Annotated in this window: 15 protein-coding genes; 6 read left to right on the top strand and 9 right to left on the bottom strand. The window is 68.8% G+C overall.

Annotation, left to right across the window (positions count from 1 at the left end; genetic code table 11):
• Nucleotides 1-18 precede the first annotated feature (18 nt).
• A complete protein-coding gene (locus ACLBWH_RS02200; protein WP_447796457.1) occupies nt 19-828 on the bottom strand; it encodes a phosphate/phosphite/phosphonate ABC transporter substrate-binding protein in 810 nt (269 codons plus the stop codon).
• Complete coding sequence (locus ACLBWH_RS02195) at nt 825-1,730, bottom strand: fatty acid desaturase (protein ID WP_447796455.1); 906 nt, start codon at nt 1,728-1,730, stop codon at nt 825-827. Before ACLBWH_RS02195 ends, ACLBWH_RS02200 begins: the two co-directional genes overlap by 4 nt.
• 179 nt (nt 1,731-1,909) lie before the next feature.
• Between ACLBWH_RS02195 and ACLBWH_RS02190 the strand changes: the two genes are divergently transcribed.
• The gene (locus tag ACLBWH_RS02190) at nt 1,910-2,911 is read left to right on the top strand and encodes an NAD-dependent epimerase/dehydratase family protein (protein WP_447796453.1); all 1,002 of its coding nucleotides are present in this window, start codon (nt 1,910-1,912) and stop codon (nt 2,909-2,911) included.
• Between the two features lie 88 nt (nt 2,912-2,999).
• On the opposite strand, the gene ACLBWH_RS02185 is transcribed toward ACLBWH_RS02190, so the two are convergent.
• A complete protein-coding gene (locus ACLBWH_RS02185) occupies nt 3,000-3,920 on the bottom strand; it encodes a LysR family transcriptional regulator (RefSeq protein ID WP_447796451.1) in 921 nt (306 codons plus the stop codon).
• Between the two features lie 102 nt (nt 3,921-4,022).
• Between ACLBWH_RS02185 and ACLBWH_RS02180 the strand changes: the two genes are divergently transcribed.
• Both ACLBWH_RS02180 and ACLBWH_RS02175 read left to right on the top strand, forming a co-directional pair.
• Nucleotides 4,023-4,721, top strand: a complete 699-nt coding sequence (locus ACLBWH_RS02180) for a pirin family protein (protein ID WP_447796449.1) — start codon at nt 4,023-4,025, stop codon at nt 4,719-4,721.
• 55 nt (nt 4,722-4,776) lie between these two features.
• Nucleotides 4,777-5,367: an NADPH-dependent FMN reductase gene (locus tag ACLBWH_RS02175; RefSeq protein ID WP_322847896.1), complete on the top strand. Its 591-nt coding sequence runs from the start codon at nt 4,777-4,779 to the stop codon at nt 5,365-5,367.
• Here ACLBWH_RS02175 and ACLBWH_RS02170 read toward each other — a convergent pair.
• Nucleotides 5,361-7,457, bottom strand: a complete 2,097-nt coding sequence (locus ACLBWH_RS02170; protein ID WP_447796446.1) for a malate synthase G — start codon at nt 7,455-7,457, stop codon at nt 5,361-5,363. The two genes, ACLBWH_RS02175 and ACLBWH_RS02170, sit on opposite strands and share 7 nt — an antisense overlap.
• Before the next feature lie 77 nt (nt 7,458-7,534).
• Here ACLBWH_RS02170 and ACLBWH_RS02165 point away from each other — a divergent pair, with 77 nt between their 5' ends.
• Nucleotides 7,535-8,440: a LysR family transcriptional regulator gene (locus tag ACLBWH_RS02165; RefSeq protein WP_322847898.1), complete on the top strand. Its 906-nt coding sequence runs from the start codon at nt 7,535-7,537 to the stop codon at nt 8,438-8,440.
• Between the two features lie 70 nt (nt 8,441-8,510).
• Nucleotides 8,511-8,726 carry a hypothetical protein gene (locus ACLBWH_RS02160; RefSeq protein ID WP_322847899.1) on the top strand — a complete coding sequence of 72 codons (216 nt, stop codon included), beginning with the start codon at nt 8,511-8,513 and terminating at the stop codon, nt 8,724-8,726.
• Nucleotides 8,727-8,807: 81 nt separating this feature from the next.
• On the opposite strand, the gene ACLBWH_RS02155 is transcribed toward ACLBWH_RS02160, so the two are convergent.
• Both ACLBWH_RS02155 and ACLBWH_RS02150 read right to left on the bottom strand, forming a co-directional pair.
• Nucleotides 8,808-10,349: a DHA2 family efflux MFS transporter permease subunit gene (locus ACLBWH_RS02155; protein ID WP_447796444.1), complete on the bottom strand. Its 1,542-nt coding sequence runs from the start codon at nt 10,347-10,349 to the stop codon at nt 8,808-8,810.
• Between the two features lie 212 nt (nt 10,350-10,561).
• The gene (locus ACLBWH_RS02150; protein WP_447796442.1) at nt 10,562-11,926 is read right to left on the bottom strand and encodes a cryptochrome/photolyase family protein; all 1,365 of its coding nucleotides are present in this window, start codon (nt 11,924-11,926) and stop codon (nt 10,562-10,564) included.
• A 99-nt stretch (nt 11,927-12,025) separates the two neighbouring features.
• On the opposite strand from ACLBWH_RS02150, the gene ACLBWH_RS02145 reads away from it, so the two are divergent.
• Entirely contained in the window at nt 12,026-12,442 is a 417-nt protein-coding gene (locus ACLBWH_RS02145) for a hypothetical protein (protein WP_447796440.1), read from the top strand.
• A gap of 173 nt (nt 12,443-12,615) precedes the next feature.
• Here the strand turns inward: ACLBWH_RS02145 and paoC are convergent, their stop codons facing one another.
• From paoC to paoA, 3 genes are read right to left on the bottom strand one after another with little or no spacing between them, the layout of a single operon-like run.
• Nucleotides 12,616-14,835 (bottom strand): aldehyde oxidoreductase molybdenum-binding subunit PaoC, encoded by a 2,220-nt coding sequence (gene paoC / locus ACLBWH_RS02140; RefSeq protein ID WP_447796438.1) that lies wholly within the window; start codon nt 14,833-14,835, stop codon nt 12,616-12,618.
• Nucleotides 14,832-15,788 carry an FAD binding domain-containing protein gene (locus ACLBWH_RS02135; RefSeq protein ID WP_447796436.1) on the bottom strand — a complete coding sequence of 319 codons (957 nt, stop codon included), beginning with the start codon at nt 15,786-15,788 and terminating at the stop codon, nt 14,832-14,834. Before ACLBWH_RS02135 ends, paoC begins: the two co-directional genes overlap by 4 nt.
• Nucleotides 15,785-16,420, bottom strand: coding sequence for an aldehyde dehydrogenase iron-sulfur subunit PaoA (gene paoA / locus ACLBWH_RS02130; protein ID WP_322847905.1), 636 nt, complete (start codon nt 16,418-16,420; stop codon nt 15,785-15,787). Before paoA ends, ACLBWH_RS02135 begins: the two co-directional genes overlap by 4 nt.
• Nucleotides 16,421-16,454 lie beyond the last annotated feature (34 nt).

Raw genomic sequence — 16,454 nt, 5'->3', positions numbered from 1 at the left:
GGGCGGCAGGCGGGACGATCATCGCAGCATGGGATAGCCGAGCGCGATCGCCTCGCGCTCGGTCGATCGCACGGGCGCCAGCGACGTCTCGTCCGCCGGCACGATATCGCGCAGGAACAGCGCGTCACGCGCGGTCGTGAGGGCGGGATCGGCAACCACGGCCGCAAGCGCCGCCCGGATCGCGGCGATATGCGCATCGGACGTCGCCGCTGCGGTCACGAAGGGCAGCGCGGTGGTGGCGCCCGTCGCTGCGATCACTCGCAGCCGCTCGGTCAACCCCGGCTCATGGCGCCGCAGCGCCGCCCAGGTCACGCAGTCGATCGCAGCGGTATCGGCGTCGTCCCGCACGACCGCCTCGGCGCTGGCGCGGTGGCCGCCCGTCACGACGACCTGCGAGAAGAACGCCGCCCCATTGGCCAGCGGTGCGACTACGGCACGCAACAGGTTCATGCCGGTGTTCGAGGTCGCCGCGTTGATCGCCACCCGCTGTCCCCGCAAGTCGGCGACGGCAGCGGCGCGATCCGCCTCTCGCACCACGATGACACTGCTATGGGTCGCACCGTCGCAGCCGGCCACGTCGTAGACCGGCAGCGCGACCAGCCGCACCGCCGGCGCGTCGGTCGCAGTCAGCGGATAGCCGCACGCCTGCGCCAGCAGCAGCCGGGAATCGTGCCAGATCGCCTCGACCGATCGCGACCGGTCGAGATCGTCGGGCACGCCCGGAATGCCCGCGTCCCGCAACCGGTGCGCGATACCGTGCCAGAGCGCATCGTTCGCCGCTCGCTGCGCCGGATGGTCGTACATCCCGAGCGACGCAACCAGCGTCACGCCGGCTGATCCGGTCGATAGGCGGGATGGTGCAGATCGTCGTGCGGGTCGAACGCAAAGCGGCGCAGCACCTCGCCATAGCCGCGATAGATGCGGCCGCCTTCGGCGAGGAATCGCTCGCGATGCGCGCGGTGATAGGCGGGCAGGCGATACCAGGGCAGGCCCGGTCGCTCATGATGCGCGACATGGAGATTGTTGTTGAGGAACAGCAAGGCGAACGGTCCTCCACGCTCGACGATCGCCGCATGGGCGGTGGTCTCGAGGTCGGCGCGATGCTCGGCATAGCTGCGCAACAGCGTCAGCGCGATGCCGGGGTAGACGAAGGCGATGAGATAGGTGCCGATCGGCAGGCCGACATGGCCGAGCCACCCGAGCAGCAGCGCTGCGCCCGCGAGATGCGGCAGCCAGTCGCGCGCCACCGCGCCCGGCGCGCGCCGCATCCGCACGATCTCGCCGGCGAAAAACCGCCCGATCACGATCGCCGGCCCGACGAGCAATTGGCCGACCAGCGTCGCCTGCACCGCCGCCAGCCGCCGCGCCATGCCGCGACCGGCATGGTAGCGCGATTCGGGATCGGCGGCGGGATCGGTGATCGCCCCGCAGCCGTGATGCGCGAGGTGCGAGCGTCGGTAGATCGCATAGGGCAGGTACAGGCTCAGCGGCGGCATGCCGATCATGTCGTTGAGCCAGCGCCGCGTCGTGGGATGACCGTGGATCGTCTCATGCTGCAACGACCCCTGCCAGCCGACGATCGCGCCGCCGAGCAGCACGAGCGCCGGCAGCGGCAGCAGCGCGTGCCAGGCGGTGATCGCCAGCCATCCGCCGTAGACGGCGACTGCAACGGCAATGGTTGGCCAGTCCACGCCCGCCGCGGCGCGTCGTTGAGTGTCGGGCCGGGGCATAGAGTCTCCTGACGTTCGATCAGCAATCTCCATCAATTGAGTAGGATTTGGCAAGCCAAGGCCTGCTTGTCACGGAGATCGCTCAGCTTGTTGGGTGCAGGGCATCGTCAAGCGGCGCATCGTCGGCTAGCGAGCATGCGCGGCCGTCGATGGCCTCGCGATGACGGAGCAGACAGACGATGCCGAAGACGTTGGTGACTGGTGCGGCGGGTTTTATCGGAATGCACACGGCCGAGGCGCTGCTCGCGCGCGGCGACAGCGTGGTCGGCATCGATTCGCTCAACGATTACTATGATCCGGCCTTGAAGCGGGCGCGTCTCGCCGAACTCACCACGCGCCACGGCGACCGGTTCACCTTCCTTCCCGTCGATTTCGCCGATGCCGCGGCGCTGCGCGATGCGCTGGCACCGCATGCGTTCGAACGCATCGTCCACCTCGGCGCGCAGGCCGGCGTCCGCTATTCGATCGAGCATCCCGAGGTCTATGGCCAGTCCAACCTCGTCGGCCATCTCAACATCCTCGAACTCGCCCGGACGCGGCGGGTCGCGCATCTGGTCTACGCCTCCTCCTCGTCGGTCTACGGCGGCAACACCTCGGTGCCGTTCCGCGTCGAGGATCGCGTCGACCGCCCGGTGTCGCTCTATGCGGCGACCAAGCGCGCCAATGAGGTGATGAGCGAAAGCTATGCGCACCTCTATCGGCTGCCGCAGACCGGCTTGCGCTTCTTCACCGTCTACGGCCCATGGGGGCGGCCGGACATGATGCTGTGGATCTTCACCCGCGCGATGTTCGCGGGCGAGCCGATCCCGGTGTTCAACAACGGCCAGATGGAGCGCGACTTCACCTTCATCGACGATATCGTCGCCGGGGTGATCGCCGCGCACGACCAGCCGCCGCCCGACGACGGGCAGGAGAAGGCGGGCGGCAGCGTCGCGCCGCACCGGCTCTACAACATCGGCAACAACCGCTCCGAGCCGCTCGGCCGTGTGATCGGGTTGCTCGAAGCGGCAATCGGCCGGCCGGCGGTGCGTCGCGACCTGCCGATCCAGCCCGGCGACGTGGTGCGGACCTTCGCCGATATCACCGCGATCGCCGACGATCTAGGCTATCGGCCGACCACCACGATCGACGTCGGCGTGCCGCGCTTCGTCGACTGGTATCGCGCCTATCACCGGATCTAAGGGCCGATCGACGTTCAACTCGTGGACAATGACAATTCCTCCCCCTGGCGGGGGAGGACTTAACCTACGACGATGAATGTCGATCCCGCTACGACGCCGTCGCCCAGGGCGCTTTCGCCAGCGCTTTGGCGAGATGGTCGATCACCACCGCGACACGGCGCGGGCGCAGCGGGCTCGGCGGGGTGATGAGATGGAGGCCGAGCGGCGCGACGCTCCATTCGGGCATCGCCACCTCCAGCCGCCCCTCGCGAATCTTGCGCCAGACGAGGAACTCTGGCTGTAACGCGAGCCCCTGACCGGCGAGCAGCGCCGGGTTGAGCATATCGGCGTTGTCGGTCCAGACGCGTACCGGCGGCTCGACCGTCTCCTCGCCAAACTGCGGATGGCCGAAGCGCCAGACGCCGCGGCTCGACCCGCCGGTATAAGCGAGCGCGCAATGATCCTTGAGCTGCGCCGGATGGCTCGGCCGCCCGTGTGCGTCGAGATAGGCGGGTGCGGCGACGAGCAGGATGCGCACCGTGCACAGCCGTCGTGCGAGAAGCGAACTGTCCTCCAGCGCGGCGATGCGCAGCGCGAGGTCGAAGCCTTCGGCGACGAGATCGACGCGGCGGTCGCTGAGCGCGAAGTCGAGCGTGATCTCGGGATAGGCGGAGAGGAAGTCGGGCAGCGTCGCGCCGACATAAGCGGTGCCGAACGACAGCGGCGCGCTGATCCGCACCAGCCCGCGCGCGACGTCGGACTGCTCCGCCGCCTCGTCCTCCAGCGCCTCGCCCTCCTGCAGGATGCGACCGGCGCGGGCGAGCGCCGCGCGCCCCGCCTCGGTCAGCGACAGGCGCCGCGAGGTGCGCGACAGCAAGGCGACGCCGAGCCGCGCCTCCAGCCGCGCGATCGCCTTCGACACGGTCGGGTTGGCGAGGCCGAGCGCCTCCGCCGCGCCCGCGAAGGAGTTGCGCTCGGCGACCTTGGCGAAGATCGCCCAGGCTTCGAAATCGGGAAGGCGACGTGTCATATTCGGCAATGATGAGATGCCATCATTGCCGTTTCGTCAAGCCGCCCGCTCCCCCATCTTGGGCTCAACAGGAAGCGTCCCGGCTTCCACAGGAGACAGACCATGATCGACCGTCGCCCCTTCGCCAGCCTCGGCGGTGCCAACCACGGCTGGCTCGATGCCAAGCATCATTTCTCCTTCGCGAACTATTACGATCCCAAGCGGATGGGCTGGGGCCCGATCCGCGTGTGGAACGACGATACGATCGCCGCCGGCACCGGCTTTCCGCCGCATCCGCATGCCGACATGGAGATCATCACCTATGTCCGCGAAGGTGCGATCACGCATCAGGACAGCCTGGGCAATATCGGCCGTACCGAGGCGGGCGACGTGCAGGTGATGAGCGCCGGATCGGGCGTGCGCCATTCGGAATACAACCGCGAGCCCGGCACGACGACGATCTTCCAGATCTGGATCGAGCCGAAGACGCGCGGCGCCGCACCGTCCTGGGGCGCCAAGCCCTTCCCCAAGGGTGAACGCTCGGGCACGTTCGTGACGCTCGCCAGCGGCTTCGGCGACGATACCGACGCGCTGCCGATCCGCACCGACGCACGCATCGTCGGCGCGACGATCAAGGCGGGCGAAACGGCGGAATATGCCCTGGGTGCCGGCCACCACGCCTATCTGGTGCCGGCGACCGGCAAGGTCGAGATCAACGGCGTGGCGCTCGACGCGCGCGACGGCGCGGCGATCGTCGACGAGTCGGTTATCCGCATCACCGCGACCGAGGATGCCGAGATCGTCCTGGTCGACGCCGCCTGACCCCGACCGGGGAGCGCGCCTTGCGCTCCCCGGCACTTGCCGCGAAGGGGTATTGATGAGCGACACCATCCTGATCTTCTACGGGTCCTACCGGTCCGACCGGCAGGGCATCCGCCTCGCGCATTATCTGGTCGACGCATTCCGCGCGCGTGGCGCCGATGCCGAGCTGATCGACGCGAAGGCGCTCGACCTGCCGATGCTCGACCGGATGTACAAGGAATATCCCGCAGGCGAGGCGCCGGCGGCGCTCGAGGCGCTGGCGGGCAAGATCAAGGCGGCGGACGCCTTCGTCTTCGTCGCCGGCGAATATAATTGGAGCGTCCAGCCGGGCCTCAAGAACCTGACCGACCATTTCCTCGAGGAATGGTATTGGCGGCCGGCGGCGATCGCCAGCTATTCGGCCGGGCGCTTCGCCGGTGCGCGTGCGGGGCTGGCGTGGCACGGCATCCTGTCGGAGATGGGGATGGTCGTGGTGTCGAGCAGCCTCGCGGTCGGCGGCATCGGCCATGCGCTCACCGCCGAGGCCGAGCCGGTCGGCGACGGCGGCGCGAGCCTCGCCAAGGCGTTCCCGCGCTTCGCCGACGACCTCGCATGGTGGACCGAGGCGGCGCGGGCGCAACGGGCGGTGAAGGCGCCGCCCTACTGAGCGTCCGCCGCCTTGCGCGCGGCGCGGAAGCGGTGGAGCAGAGGTTCGGTATAGCCATTGGGCTGGTCGATCCCCTCGAACAGGAGCGCGCGGGCGGCCTGGTAGGCGAGGCTGGTGTCCTCGTTGCCGTGCATCGGACGATAGAGCGGATCGCCGGCATTCTGCGCGTCGACCTTCGCCGCCATCCGCGCGAAGGCGGCATCGACGTCGGCCGGCGACGCCACCCCATGCAGCAGCCAGTTCGCGATATGCTGCGACGAGATGCGCAGCGTCGCGCGGTCTTCCATCAGGCCGATGTCGTTGATGTCGGGGACCTTGGAACAGCCGATCCCCTGATCCACCCAGCGCACGACATAGCCGAGGATGCCCTGCGCATTGTTGTCGAGCTCGGCGCGCACCTCGTCCGCCGACCAGTTGCGCCCTGATTCGGCGGCGGGGATGGCGAACAGGTCGGCGAGCGGCGCGGGGGCCTCAGCGCTGCGCTCGCGCTGGCGGGCGAAGACGTCGACGCGGTGGTAATGCGTCGCGTGCAGCGTCGCGGCGGTCGGCGAGGGGACCCAGGCGGTGTTGGCGCCGCTGTGCGGGTGGCCGATCTTCTGGTCGAGCATGTCGGCCATGCGATCGGGCGCGGCCCACATGCCCTTGCCGATCTGCGCCTTGCCCGACAGGCCGCAGGCGAGGCCGATCTGCACGTTGCGGTTTTCGTAGGCGGCGATCCATGCGCTCGCCTTCATCTCACTTTTGGGGATCATCGCGGCGGCGTGCATCGACGTGTGCAACTCGTCGCCGGTGCGGTCGAGGAAGCCGGTGTTGATGAAGACGAGGCGGTGGCGGAGCGCATGGATGCAGGCGGCGAGATTGGCGCTGGTGCGGCGTTCCTCGTCCATCAGGCCGACCTTGATCGTGTGGCGCGGCAACGCGAGCAAATCCTCGACCGCGTCGAACAGGCGATCGGTGAAGGCGGCTTCGGCGGGGCCATGCATCTTGGGCTTGACGATATAGATCGAACCGGTGCGGCTGTTGCGGCCGGCATCGTGGCGCGCGATCAGCGCGGTGACGATCGCGTCGAGGATACCTTCGGGTGCATCGCTGCCGTCGGGCAGGCGGACCGCGGGGGTCGTCATCAGATGGCCGACGTTGCGGACGAACAGCAGGCTGCGGCCGGGCAGCGTCAGCGTGCTGCCGTCGGGGGCGGTGTAGCTGCGGTCGGAGGCGAGCATGCGGCTGCGCGTCTCGCCGTCTTTGGCGAAGCTGGCGGTGAGGTCGCCGCGCATCAGCCCGAGCCAATTGGCGTAGGCGGTGACCTTGTCGTCGGCATCGACCGCGGCGATCGAGTCTTCGAGGTCGCAGATCGTGGTGAGCGCGCTTTCGAGGCGCACGTCGGCGATGCCGGCGGGGTCGCCGGCGCCGATCGGGTGGGTGCGGTCTATCACCAATTCGATGTGCAGGCCGTGGTGGCGGAGGAGCAGCGTGTCGCCGGCGCGGCCGACGAACTGGGCGGGATCGACAAGATCGGGGGTGCCCCCGCGCCAGTCGGTCCAGCTGCCGGTGGCGAGCGGGACGACGTCGTCGAGGAACGCCTTGGCCCAGGCGATCACCTCGGCACCGCGCGCCGCGTCATAGCCGCCGGGGGCGGGCGTGCCGGGGAGCGCATCGGTGCCGTAGAGCGCATCGTAGAGGCTGCCCCAGCGGGCGTTGGCCGCGTTGAGGAGGAAGCGGGCGTTGAGGATCGGGACGACCAGTTGCGGTCCCGCCATCGTCGCGATCTCGGCATCGACGCCCGCGGGGTCGATCGCGAAGGGGGCGGGCTCCGCGATGAGATAGCCGAGGTCGGTCAGGAAGGCGTGATAGGCGGCGGGGTCGAAAATGTTGGCGCGATGCCAGGCGTCGATCGCCGCCTGGAGCCGGTCGCGTTCGGCGAGGAGGGCGCGGTTATCGGGGGCGAAGCGGGCGAGGAGCGCGGCCACGCCGGACCAGAAGGCCGCGGGGTCGAGGCCGGTGCCGGGGAGGGCGCTTTCCTCGATGAAGGTGGCCAGCGGGGGGGCGATGACGAGGCCGGCGCGGGTCATAAATTCTCTATCCTCTCGCATGAGCAGCGAGGCTAGACCGATGGCCGGCCGTTCGCTAGCCATGAAGATGTTGAAGCAGTTTATCCTGTGAGGAACGAATGGCGTTCGATCCGGACTATGCGCTGTTCGTCGCTGTGGCGGCGGGCGGCAGCCTGTCGGCCGCGGCGCGCAGCCTGAACATCTCGCCGGCCATGGCCTCCAAGCGGTTGCAACGGCTGGAGAACAGACTGGGCGTCAGGCTCGTTCACCGGACCACGCGGCGGCTGGCGCTGACCGATGCGGGGGCGCGGTTTCGCGACGATCTGGACGGGGTGCTCGCCGCGCTGGGCGAGGCGGAGGCGCGGGTGACCGGCGCGCGTGGCAAGCCGTCAGGGCCACTGCGCGTCTCGGCGCCGACGTCGTTCGGGCGGCTGCACGTCGCGCCGCATCTGGGCGCGTTTCTGGCGGCGTATCCGCGGATCGACCTCGCCTTCGACCTCAGCGACCATTTCGTCGACCTGCTTGGCGAGCGGGTCGATTGCGCGATCCGCATCGCGGGGGCGGTGCCGGGGACCGTCGTGGCGCACCGGCTCGGCGAGAGCCGGCGCGTATTGTGCGCGGCGCCGGCCTATCTCGCCGACCATGGCGCGCCGGACCGGATCGGCGATCTCGCCGGCCATCGCCTGCTCGCCGCCGACGGGCAGATGCCGTGGCGGCTGGTCGCCGCCGGCAAGACCGTCGCGATCGAACGCGCGAGCCATGTGCGGACGAATTCGAGCGAGATGGTGCGCGAACTCGCGCTCGGCGGCGTGGGGATCGCGCTGCGCTCGTTATGGGATGTCGGCGACGCCTTGCGCGACGGGCGGCTGGTGCGCGTGCTCGCCGATTGGGAGGGGTCGACGGAGGTCGGCATCTATGCGGTGCATCTGCGCAGCCCGGCGGTGCCGGCGGCGGTGAACGCCTTCGTCGCCTTCCTGCGCGAGACGATCGATCCGCGGCGTTGGGAGGCGATGACACCGGCATGACGCCGAATTCATGGAACATGACGGTTGCGTCACGGCTTGTCGCAGCAAGGTTTCGTTACAGGAGTTCGCAATGAAGAGTCTGATGTTCCTCGCCGCCGCCACCGCCCTCGTCGGCGCACAGCCGGCGCTCGCCAAAGGCTGTATCCGCGGCGCCGCCGCCGGCGGGGTCGCGGGCCATTATGTCGGCAAGGGCCATGCGGTGATGGGCGCGGCCGCCGGTTGCGTCGCGATGCACCACCATTACGCCAAGCAGGCCCGCGCGCAGAAGGCGGCGGCGAAGCGCTGACCGTTTCCACCCGCGTATTGGGGTGAGGGCGACCCGGAGCGGCCATGCCGTTCCGGGTCGTTGTGCGTTCGGCGTCGGCGGTCAGGCTTTCGCCCGGCCGCTCAGTTCGGCGCCGGCCTGCGGATCGAATCTGGCGTTGACGAGGATCGCGGTCAGCGAGATCGCCGTCACCGTCCAAAAGGCGAAGGTGAAGTCCGGAAACGTCACGCTGCTCGCCCCGCGCCACAGCATCGAGACGTGGAGCGCGGTCGCGCCGATGCAGATGCCGAGCGACAGCATCAATTGCTGGAAGGTCGAATAGAAGCTGGTCGCCGCGCTCATCCGGTCCTTGGCGATCTCGTCATAGGCGATGGTGTTGTAGGCGGTGAACTGGAACGACATCAGGAAGCCCGAGACGACGAGCACCGCAAAGACCGCGGGCAGCGGCCAGGCGGGATCGAACAGCCCGCAACAGGCATAGGCGGCGGTGCCGGCGACTCCCATCACGACGAGGCTGTTGCGGAAGCCGAAGCGCTTGAGGATGCGCCGCGCCACGCCCTTCATCCCGAACGAGCCGATTGCCGAGGCGACGGTCATCGCGCCGCTCTGCGCGGCGGAAAGGCCGAAGGCGAGCTGCATCATCAGCGGCAGCAGGAACGGCTGCGCGCCCTGCGTGATCCGCGCCAGCGAGCCGCCGAGAACCGACAGGCGGAAGGTCGGGATGCGCATCAGCGACAGATCGAGGATCGGATGTTTGGTGCGCTTCGCATGGTGCCAATAGCCGAGGCCGAACACCGCGCCGGTGGCGATCAGCGTCGCCGCCAGCCGGCCCTCGCCGGGGCGGCTCGCCATCTCGAACCCGAACAGCAGGCAGCCGAGCGCGGCGCCCGACAGCAGGAAGCCGAGCGGATCGAACTTATGCGGCGTGTCCTCGCGCACGTCGGCGATGAAGCGGCCGACGAGGACGATGCCGGCGATGCCGATCGGCAGATTGAGCCAGAAGATCCAGCGCCAGTCGAGATAGGTGACGATCAACCCGCCGACCGGCGGCCCGACGATCGGCCCGATCAGCGCCGGCATGATCAGCCACGACATCGCCGAAACCATGTCGCGCTTGGCGACCGAGCGGAGCAGCACCAGCCGCCCGACCGGCATCATCATCGCGCCGCCGATCCCCTGCAGGAAACGGGCGGCGACCATTATCTCAAGGCTGGGCGACAGGCCGCAGGCGAGGCTGCCGACGACGAACAGTCCGATCGCGGCGCGGAACACGCGGCGCGCGCCGAACCGGTCCGCCATCGTTCCCGACGCGGGGATGAACATCGCCAGCGCCAGGAGGTAGGAGGTGAGCGCGATGCTCATCTCGGGCGCGCGCACGCCGAAGTCGCGCGCCATCGTCGGCAGCGCGGTGGCGAGCACCGTCGCGTCGAGATTTTCCATGAACATCGCGGTGGCGATGATCAGCGCCACCGTGCGGTAATTGCGCGTCGGTGCCTCGCCGCCGCTATGGTCGGCGGTCTGCGCGATATCGTCGCCGGCGGGAACGATGCCGTCGCGCACCTCGGCATTGACCGAGGCGATCCCGCGCCGCCGCGGCCTGAGATAGAGGCGCGGATCAAGGGCGGCGGGAAGGTGGAGGTGCATGCGAAGGGTAAGGCTTTCTCGCGGGGTCGGCCTCTCCGGGAGGAGCGTGGCCGGGTCTCGCAGGCGGGGCCTTCGCTGCTCTCCATATAGGGACCGGCGGGTCGGATTGAAGTTTTTCCGTGCGGTTTTTATCGTTTCCGCGGGTCGGGACCGAGGGAGCGTCGCTGGTGGAGCACTGGGGTAGTTTCGCAGAAGAGTCGACTTGGTCAGGCCTATGGGAGCGTCTTTGCCGCGGCGAGCGCGCGCTCGCGCCCTTCGCGGTGGCCGATGATCTTGGCGGGATAGGCGTCGGGGCGGGTACCATGCGCGTCGGGATCGTGGATCGTCTCGTCGGACAGATCGGCCAGCTCCGGCACCCATTCGCGGATATAGTCGGCAGCGTCGAACTTCTCGGACTGGCCGAGCGGCGCCATGATCCGGCCGAACATATTGGCGTCGACGCCGGTGCCGGCGATCCACTGCCAGTTGACCGAATTGTTGCCGTAATCGGCATCGATCAGGCAGTCCCAGAACCAGCGCTCACCCTCGCGCCAGTCGATCAGCAGATGTTTGACGAGGAAGCTGGCGGTGATCATCCGCACGCGATTGTGCATCCAGCCCGATTGCCAGAGCTGGCGCATGCCGGCGTCGACGATCGGATAACCGGTGCGGCCCTGCTGCCACGCCTCGAGGTCGCGCTTTGCAGCGGCGTCGTCGCGCCAGGGCAAGGCATCATATTTGTGGCGGCCGTTGACGCTGCCGTAATCGGGCAGCGCGAGCAGCACGCCGGCGGTGAAGTCGCGCCACGCCAGCTCGCGCAGGAAGGCCGCCGCCTCGGCACCGTGGCCTAACGCATGATAGACGGTGCGCGGCGATATCTCGCCGTGGTGGAGGTGGGGGGAGAGGCGCGACGTGCCTTCCTCCGAGGGGAGGTTGCGGCGGCGGTCGTAGGCGGCGACCTCGGCGGGGAAGTCCTTCGCCTTGGCGAGCGCTTCCTTCTCACCCGGCGTCCAGTCGGCGTCGAACGCCATCGACCAGTCGGGCTTGGTGGGGAGGAGGTCCCAGTCGGCGAGCGCATCGCTCTTCGGCCAATGGTCGGGCGCGGGGATGGCGCGCGGCGCGGCGAGCGGCTCCTCGGGTGGCAGTTGCGCCTGCAATGCGCGCCAGAAGGACGAGAAGACGCGGAACGGCGTGCCGGCACCGGTGGTAACGTCCTCGACCCGCGACAGGCGGTTGCCGTCGTACAGTTCCAGCACATCGCCGAGCGCATCCTCCTGCTTGCGCCACCACGGTTCGTAATGGCGGATCGCGTGGATGCGGGTGGCGCCGGTCTCCTCGAGCAGGTGCCTGAGGATCGCGACGGCGTCGCCGCGGCACAGGATCAGGCGGCTGTGCTTGGCGGCGAGATCCTTACCGAGCGATTCGAGGCTGTGGTGCAGCCACCAGCGTTGCGCGCCGCCGATCCGCCATTGGCCGGGCGCGTCGTCGTCGAGGATGTAGACGGGGATCACCGGACCGGCATGCGCGGCGGCGACGAGGGCGGGCTGGTCGTGGAGGCGCAGGTCCTGGCGCAGCCACAGCAGGGTCGTTTCGGTCATCGCGGGGTGAAGCGTTCGGGCGCGGTGCGCGGTTCCCGTGGGGCGTTTCGCGCTGCGTCGGCCGTGCTAGGGCGGCGGCATAGGATGAGGGACGAAACGATGAAGCGGATCATGATCGCGGCGACGATGCTGGGTGCCTGTTCGCCCTCCGCGCCCGCGCCGACGCCGCCGCGACTGCCCGTGCCGATCCGCGGTGCCGAGCAGATGACGCTGGTGCGCGGCGCGGCGCTGGAACGGCTGGTGCGCGGCAGCGTGCAGACGCGCGGCGGGGCGGTGCCGCCGGTCGAGCGGTTCGCGGCGGTGGGCGAGGATTATACGCTGCGCTACAACGACAAGCCCGATTCAGCGGGGCGTTACCGCGTGACGCCGGATCGGGTGTGCCTGCGCTTCGCGGGGGATCGCAGCATCTATTGCCGCTTCTACCTCAGGGATCGCGCGGGCAGCATATGGATGGCGGAGGACGACCGCGACTATCCGCTGCACGTCGCCGCGGTGGCGGTGGCGCGGGACGGGTAAGCGTTCCATAAACGTCTGTGGTATTCGGTCGTGTCCCGACCCGGTCAGTCACCCCGGCCTTGCGCCGGGGTCCCGCTTCTTCGGGCGGTACGAAGAAGCGGGATGCCGGATCACGTCCGGCATGAGGGCGATATGAGCGTCCTTGCCCCTCTCCCGGGAGAGGGGAAGACGGATCACACGATCATCGCACTGCCGGCGATGACCTTGTCGAGCGTGATCGGATATTCGCGGATGCGCACGCCGCTGGCATTGTAGATCGCATTGGCGATCGCAGCGCCGACGCCGCACAGGCCGAGTTCGCCGACGCCCTTGGCCTTCATCGGCGAGGACATCGGATCGACCTCGTCGAGGAAGACCACCTCCTGATGCGGGATGTCGGCGTGTACCGGCACTTCGTAGGTGGCAAGATCGTGATTGACGAAGAAGCCGAAGCGCTTGTCGACCGCGAGTTCCTCCATCAGCGCCGCGCCGACGCCCATCGTCATCGCGCCGATCACCTGGCTGCGCGCCGACTTAGGGTTGAGGATGCGGCCCGCTGCGCAGACCGCGAGCATGCGGCGGATGCGGATCTCGCCGGTATAGGCATCGACGCCGACCTCGACGAAATGGCCGGCGAAGGTCGATTGCTGTTCCTTCTTGGCGAGATCGCCGAACTCGATGATATCCTCGGCGGAGAGGCCGGCATCGCCCGCCGCCTGCGCCAGCGGCACGCTGCGGTTGCCCGAGCGCACCTTCCCGTCGGCGAATTCGACGTCGGCGGAGTTGAAGCCGAGCTTCTGCGCCACCGTCTCGCGCAGCTTCATGCAGGCGGCATAGACGCCCGCGGTCGAGCTGTTCGCGCCCCATTGCCCGCCCGAACCGGCGGCGACGGGGAAGCTGCTGTCGCCGAGCAGGACGTTCACCTTGTCGAGGGTCACGCCCATTACCTCGGCGGCGGTCTGCGCGATGATCGTATAGCTGCCGGTGCCGATGTCGGTCATGTCGGTGGCGACGGTGACCATGCCCTTCTTGTCGATGCCGACGCGGGCGCCCGACTTCATCGTGATGTTGTTGCGGAAGCCCGAGGCGACGCCCATGCCGACCAGCCAGCGGCCGTCGCGGACCGAGCGGGGCTTGGCCTGACGCTGCGACCAGCCGAACTTGTCGGCGCCCATGCGCAGGCATTCGACGAGCTGGCGCTGCGAGAATTTGCGGCCGGGCTTTTCGGGATCGACCTGGGTGTCGTTGAGGATGCGGAACTGGACGGGGTCCATGTTCAGCTTTTCCGCCATCTCGTCCATCGCGACCTCAAGCGCCATCAGGCCAGGGGCCTCGCCGGGGGCGCGCATCGCATTGCCCTCGGGCAGGTCGAGCACCGCAAGCCGCATCGAGGTGAGGCGGTTGGCGCCGGCGTAGAGCAATTTGGTCTGCGACACCGCGGTCTCGGGACCGCCGCCGGGCAGATCGCCCGACCCGCTCTCGTGCGCGATCGCGGTGAGCTTGCCGTCCTTGCCGGCGCCGAGGCGGATGCGCTGGCGCGTCGCCGGGCGGTGGGTGGTGTTGTTGAACATCAGCGGACGCTGCAGCGTCACCTTGACCGGACGACCGGCCTGGCGCGCGCCCAGCGCGGCGAGCACCGCATCGGCCCGGACGAACAGCTTGCCGCCGAAACCGCCGCCGATATAGGGCGAGATCAGGCGGACGTTGTCCTTGGGAATGCCGAGCGTCTTGGCGACGTCGCCCTTGCCCCAGGCGATCATCTGGTTGGAGGTCCACAGCGTCAGCTTGTCGCCTTCCCAGCGCGCGATGCTCGCGTGCGGCTCCATCATCGCGTGGCTCTGGTCGGGCGTCTCGTAGAGCGCGTCGAGCTGGACCGGGGCGGCGGCAAAGGCCTTTTCGAAATTGCCGACGCGGTCGACGGGCGGTGCCGAGCTGCCCTCGCCGCTGCTGTCGCCCTTCAGCGGAGCGGTCTTGAGCGCGGTGTCGAGATCGAAGCGGCCCTGCCCGCGGGCGTAATCGACGCGGATCAGCGATGCGGCGGCACGCGCCTGTTCGAACGTTTCCGCCACCACCAGCGCGATCGCCTGATGATAATGATCGACGGCGGGGCCGCCGAGCAATTTGGCGGTGTTCATGTCGCCCTTGCCGAGCGCACCGGCGCTGTCGGCAGTGACGATCGTCAGCACGCCCGGCGCGGCCTTGGCGGCGGCGAGGTCCATCGACGCGATGCGTCCCTTGCCGATGCCGCCACCGACGACATAGCCATAGGCCGCATCGGGAACGACATCGTGGCGTTCATAGGCATAGGGCGCGGTGCCGGTGGTCTTGAACTTGCCGTCGATGCGATCGGTGGGCTTGCCGATGACCTTGAGCTGGTCGATCGGATTCTGGCCGGCGGGTTGGTCGAACTTCATGCTGCGTCTTTCGCTTCGGCCATGACCGCGGCGAGCGTGCGCTCGACGAGGGGCACCTTGAAGGCATTGTCGGAGGTCGGGCGGGCACCCGCGAGCAGGCGGCCGGCGACCGCCTTCGCCCCCTGCGGCAGCGCGGCTTCCGCCGCCTCGACGCGCCACGGCTTGGGCGCGATGCCGCCGATCGCGACATGGCCGCTGCCGTCGCGCTGGAGGATCGCCGCCACCGAGACGAGCGCATAGGCGTAGGAGGCGCGGTCGCGCACCTTGTGGTAGATGTGCGTGCCGCCGACCGGCTTGGGCAGCGTCACCGCGGTGATCAGCTCGCCCGGCTGCAGATTGGTATCGATATGCGGCGTGTTGCCCCACAGACGGTGGAAGTCGGCGATCGGGATGCGCCGGGTCTGACCCGAGGGCTGCACCGTCTCCACCGTCGCGTCGAGCACGCGCATCGCCACCGCCATGTCGCCGGGATAAGTTGCGATACAGGCGTCGCTGGTGCCGATGATGCCGAGCTGACGGCTGTAGCCGCCGATCGCGGCGCAGCCCGAACCGGACTTCCGCTTGTTGCACGGCTGATTGGTATCGTAGAAATAGGGGCAGCGGGTACGCTGGAGCAGATTGCCCGCGGTCGTCGCCTTGTTGCGAAGCTGACCGCTCGCACCGGCGACGATCGCGCGGGTGAGCACGCCGTAATCGCGGCGGACGCGGGCGTCGGCGGCGAGATCGGTGTTGCGGACCAGAGCGCCGATGCGCAGCCCGCCATCCGGCGTCGGCTCAATCTTGTCGAGCGCGAGGCGGTTGACGTCGACCAGATGCACCGGCTCCTCGATCTGGAGCTTCATCAGGTCGAGCAGATTGGTGCCGCCGGCGATGAACTTGGCGCCGGGCTTGGCCGCGACCGCCGCGGCAGCGGCCGCGGGCGTTTCGGCCCGCTCGTAGGTAAAGGCCTTCATGCTTTTGCCCCCGCGACTTCGCTCATCGCTTCGATGATGTTGGAATAGGCACCGCAGCGGCAGATGTTGCCGCTCATCCGCTCGCGCATCTCCGTCGCGGAGGCGGTCGGCTGGCCGGCGATATCGGCCTGGACGTGGCTGGGGACGCCGCGCTTGATCTCGTCGAGCACCGCCACCGCCGAACAGATCTGGCCGGGCGTGCAATAGCCGCACTGATAGCCGTCGTGCTTGATGAAGGCAGCCTGCATCGGGTGCAGGTCGTCGGGCTTGCCGAGCCCCTCGATCGTGGTGATCTCGTCGCCGTCGTGCATCACCGCGAGCGTCAGGCAGGAGTTGATCCGGCGACCGTCGACCAGCACGGTGCAGGCACCGCATTGGCCGTGATCGCAACCCTTCTTGGTGCCGGTCAGCTTCCAATGCTCGCGCAACGCGTCGAGCAGCGTGGTGCGGGTGTCGAGGTCGAGCTTGCTGGTGCGGCCGTTGACCTTGAGCGTCACCGGCACGGTCGGGATCGGGTCACGATCCTGCATCTGCGGCGTCGCGGCTTCGGCGGGCAGCGCGGTTGCGGCCACGCCGACGGTCCCGACCGCGATTACCCCGCGGCGGGACATCTGGAATTCATTCTGGCTCATCGTGGCCCCCGTTATGCTGCGAGCGTCGGAACCT

It is taken from the genome of Sphingomonas sp. M6A6_1c, from assembly GCF_053345135.1.
This window is presented reverse-complemented; position numbering and strand designations above follow the sequence as displayed.

Excerpts from the sequence above, each read along its gene's own strand:
- ACLBWH_RS02195 (WP_447796455.1), bottom strand. The coding sequence starts at position 1,730 with ATGCCCCGGCCCGACACTCAACGACGCGCCGCGGCGGGCGTGGACTGG.
- ACLBWH_RS02190 (WP_447796453.1), top strand. The coding sequence starts at position 1,910 with ATGCCGAAGACGTTGGTGACTGGTGCGGCGGGTTTTATCGGAATGCAC.
- ACLBWH_RS02185 (WP_447796451.1), bottom strand. The coding sequence starts at position 3,920 with ATGACACGTCGCCTTCCCGATTTCGAAGCCTGGGCGATCTTCGCCAAG.
- ACLBWH_RS02180 (WP_447796449.1), top strand. The coding sequence starts at position 4,023 with ATGATCGACCGTCGCCCCTTCGCCAGCCTCGGCGGTGCCAACCACGGC.
- ACLBWH_RS02175 (WP_322847896.1), top strand. The coding sequence starts at position 4,777 with ATGAGCGACACCATCCTGATCTTCTACGGGTCCTACCGGTCCGACCGG.
- ACLBWH_RS02170 (WP_447796446.1), bottom strand. The coding sequence starts at position 7,457 with ATGCGAGAGGATAGAGAATTTATGACCCGCGCCGGCCTCGTCATCGCC.
- ACLBWH_RS02165 (WP_322847898.1), top strand. The coding sequence starts at position 7,535 with ATGGCGTTCGATCCGGACTATGCGCTGTTCGTCGCTGTGGCGGCGGGC.
- ACLBWH_RS02160 (WP_322847899.1), top strand. The coding sequence starts at position 8,511 with ATGAAGAGTCTGATGTTCCTCGCCGCCGCCACCGCCCTCGTCGGCGCA.
- ACLBWH_RS02155 (WP_447796444.1), bottom strand. The coding sequence starts at position 10,349 with ATGCACCTCCACCTTCCCGCCGCCCTTGATCCGCGCCTCTATCTCAGG.
- ACLBWH_RS02150 (WP_447796442.1), bottom strand. The coding sequence starts at position 11,926 with ATGACCGAAACGACCCTGCTGTGGCTGCGCCAGGACCTGCGCCTCCAC.
- ACLBWH_RS02145 (WP_447796440.1), top strand. The coding sequence starts at position 12,026 with ATGAAGCGGATCATGATCGCGGCGACGATGCTGGGTGCCTGTTCGCCC.
- paoC (WP_447796438.1), bottom strand. The coding sequence starts at position 14,835 with ATGAAGTTCGACCAACCCGCCGGCCAGAATCCGATCGACCAGCTCAAG.
- ACLBWH_RS02135 (WP_447796436.1), bottom strand. The coding sequence starts at position 15,788 with ATGAAGGCCTTTACCTACGAGCGGGCCGAAACGCCCGCGGCCGCTGCC.
- paoA (WP_322847905.1), bottom strand. The coding sequence starts at position 16,420 with ATGAGCCAGAATGAATTCCAGATGTCCCGCCGCGGGGTAATCGCGGTC.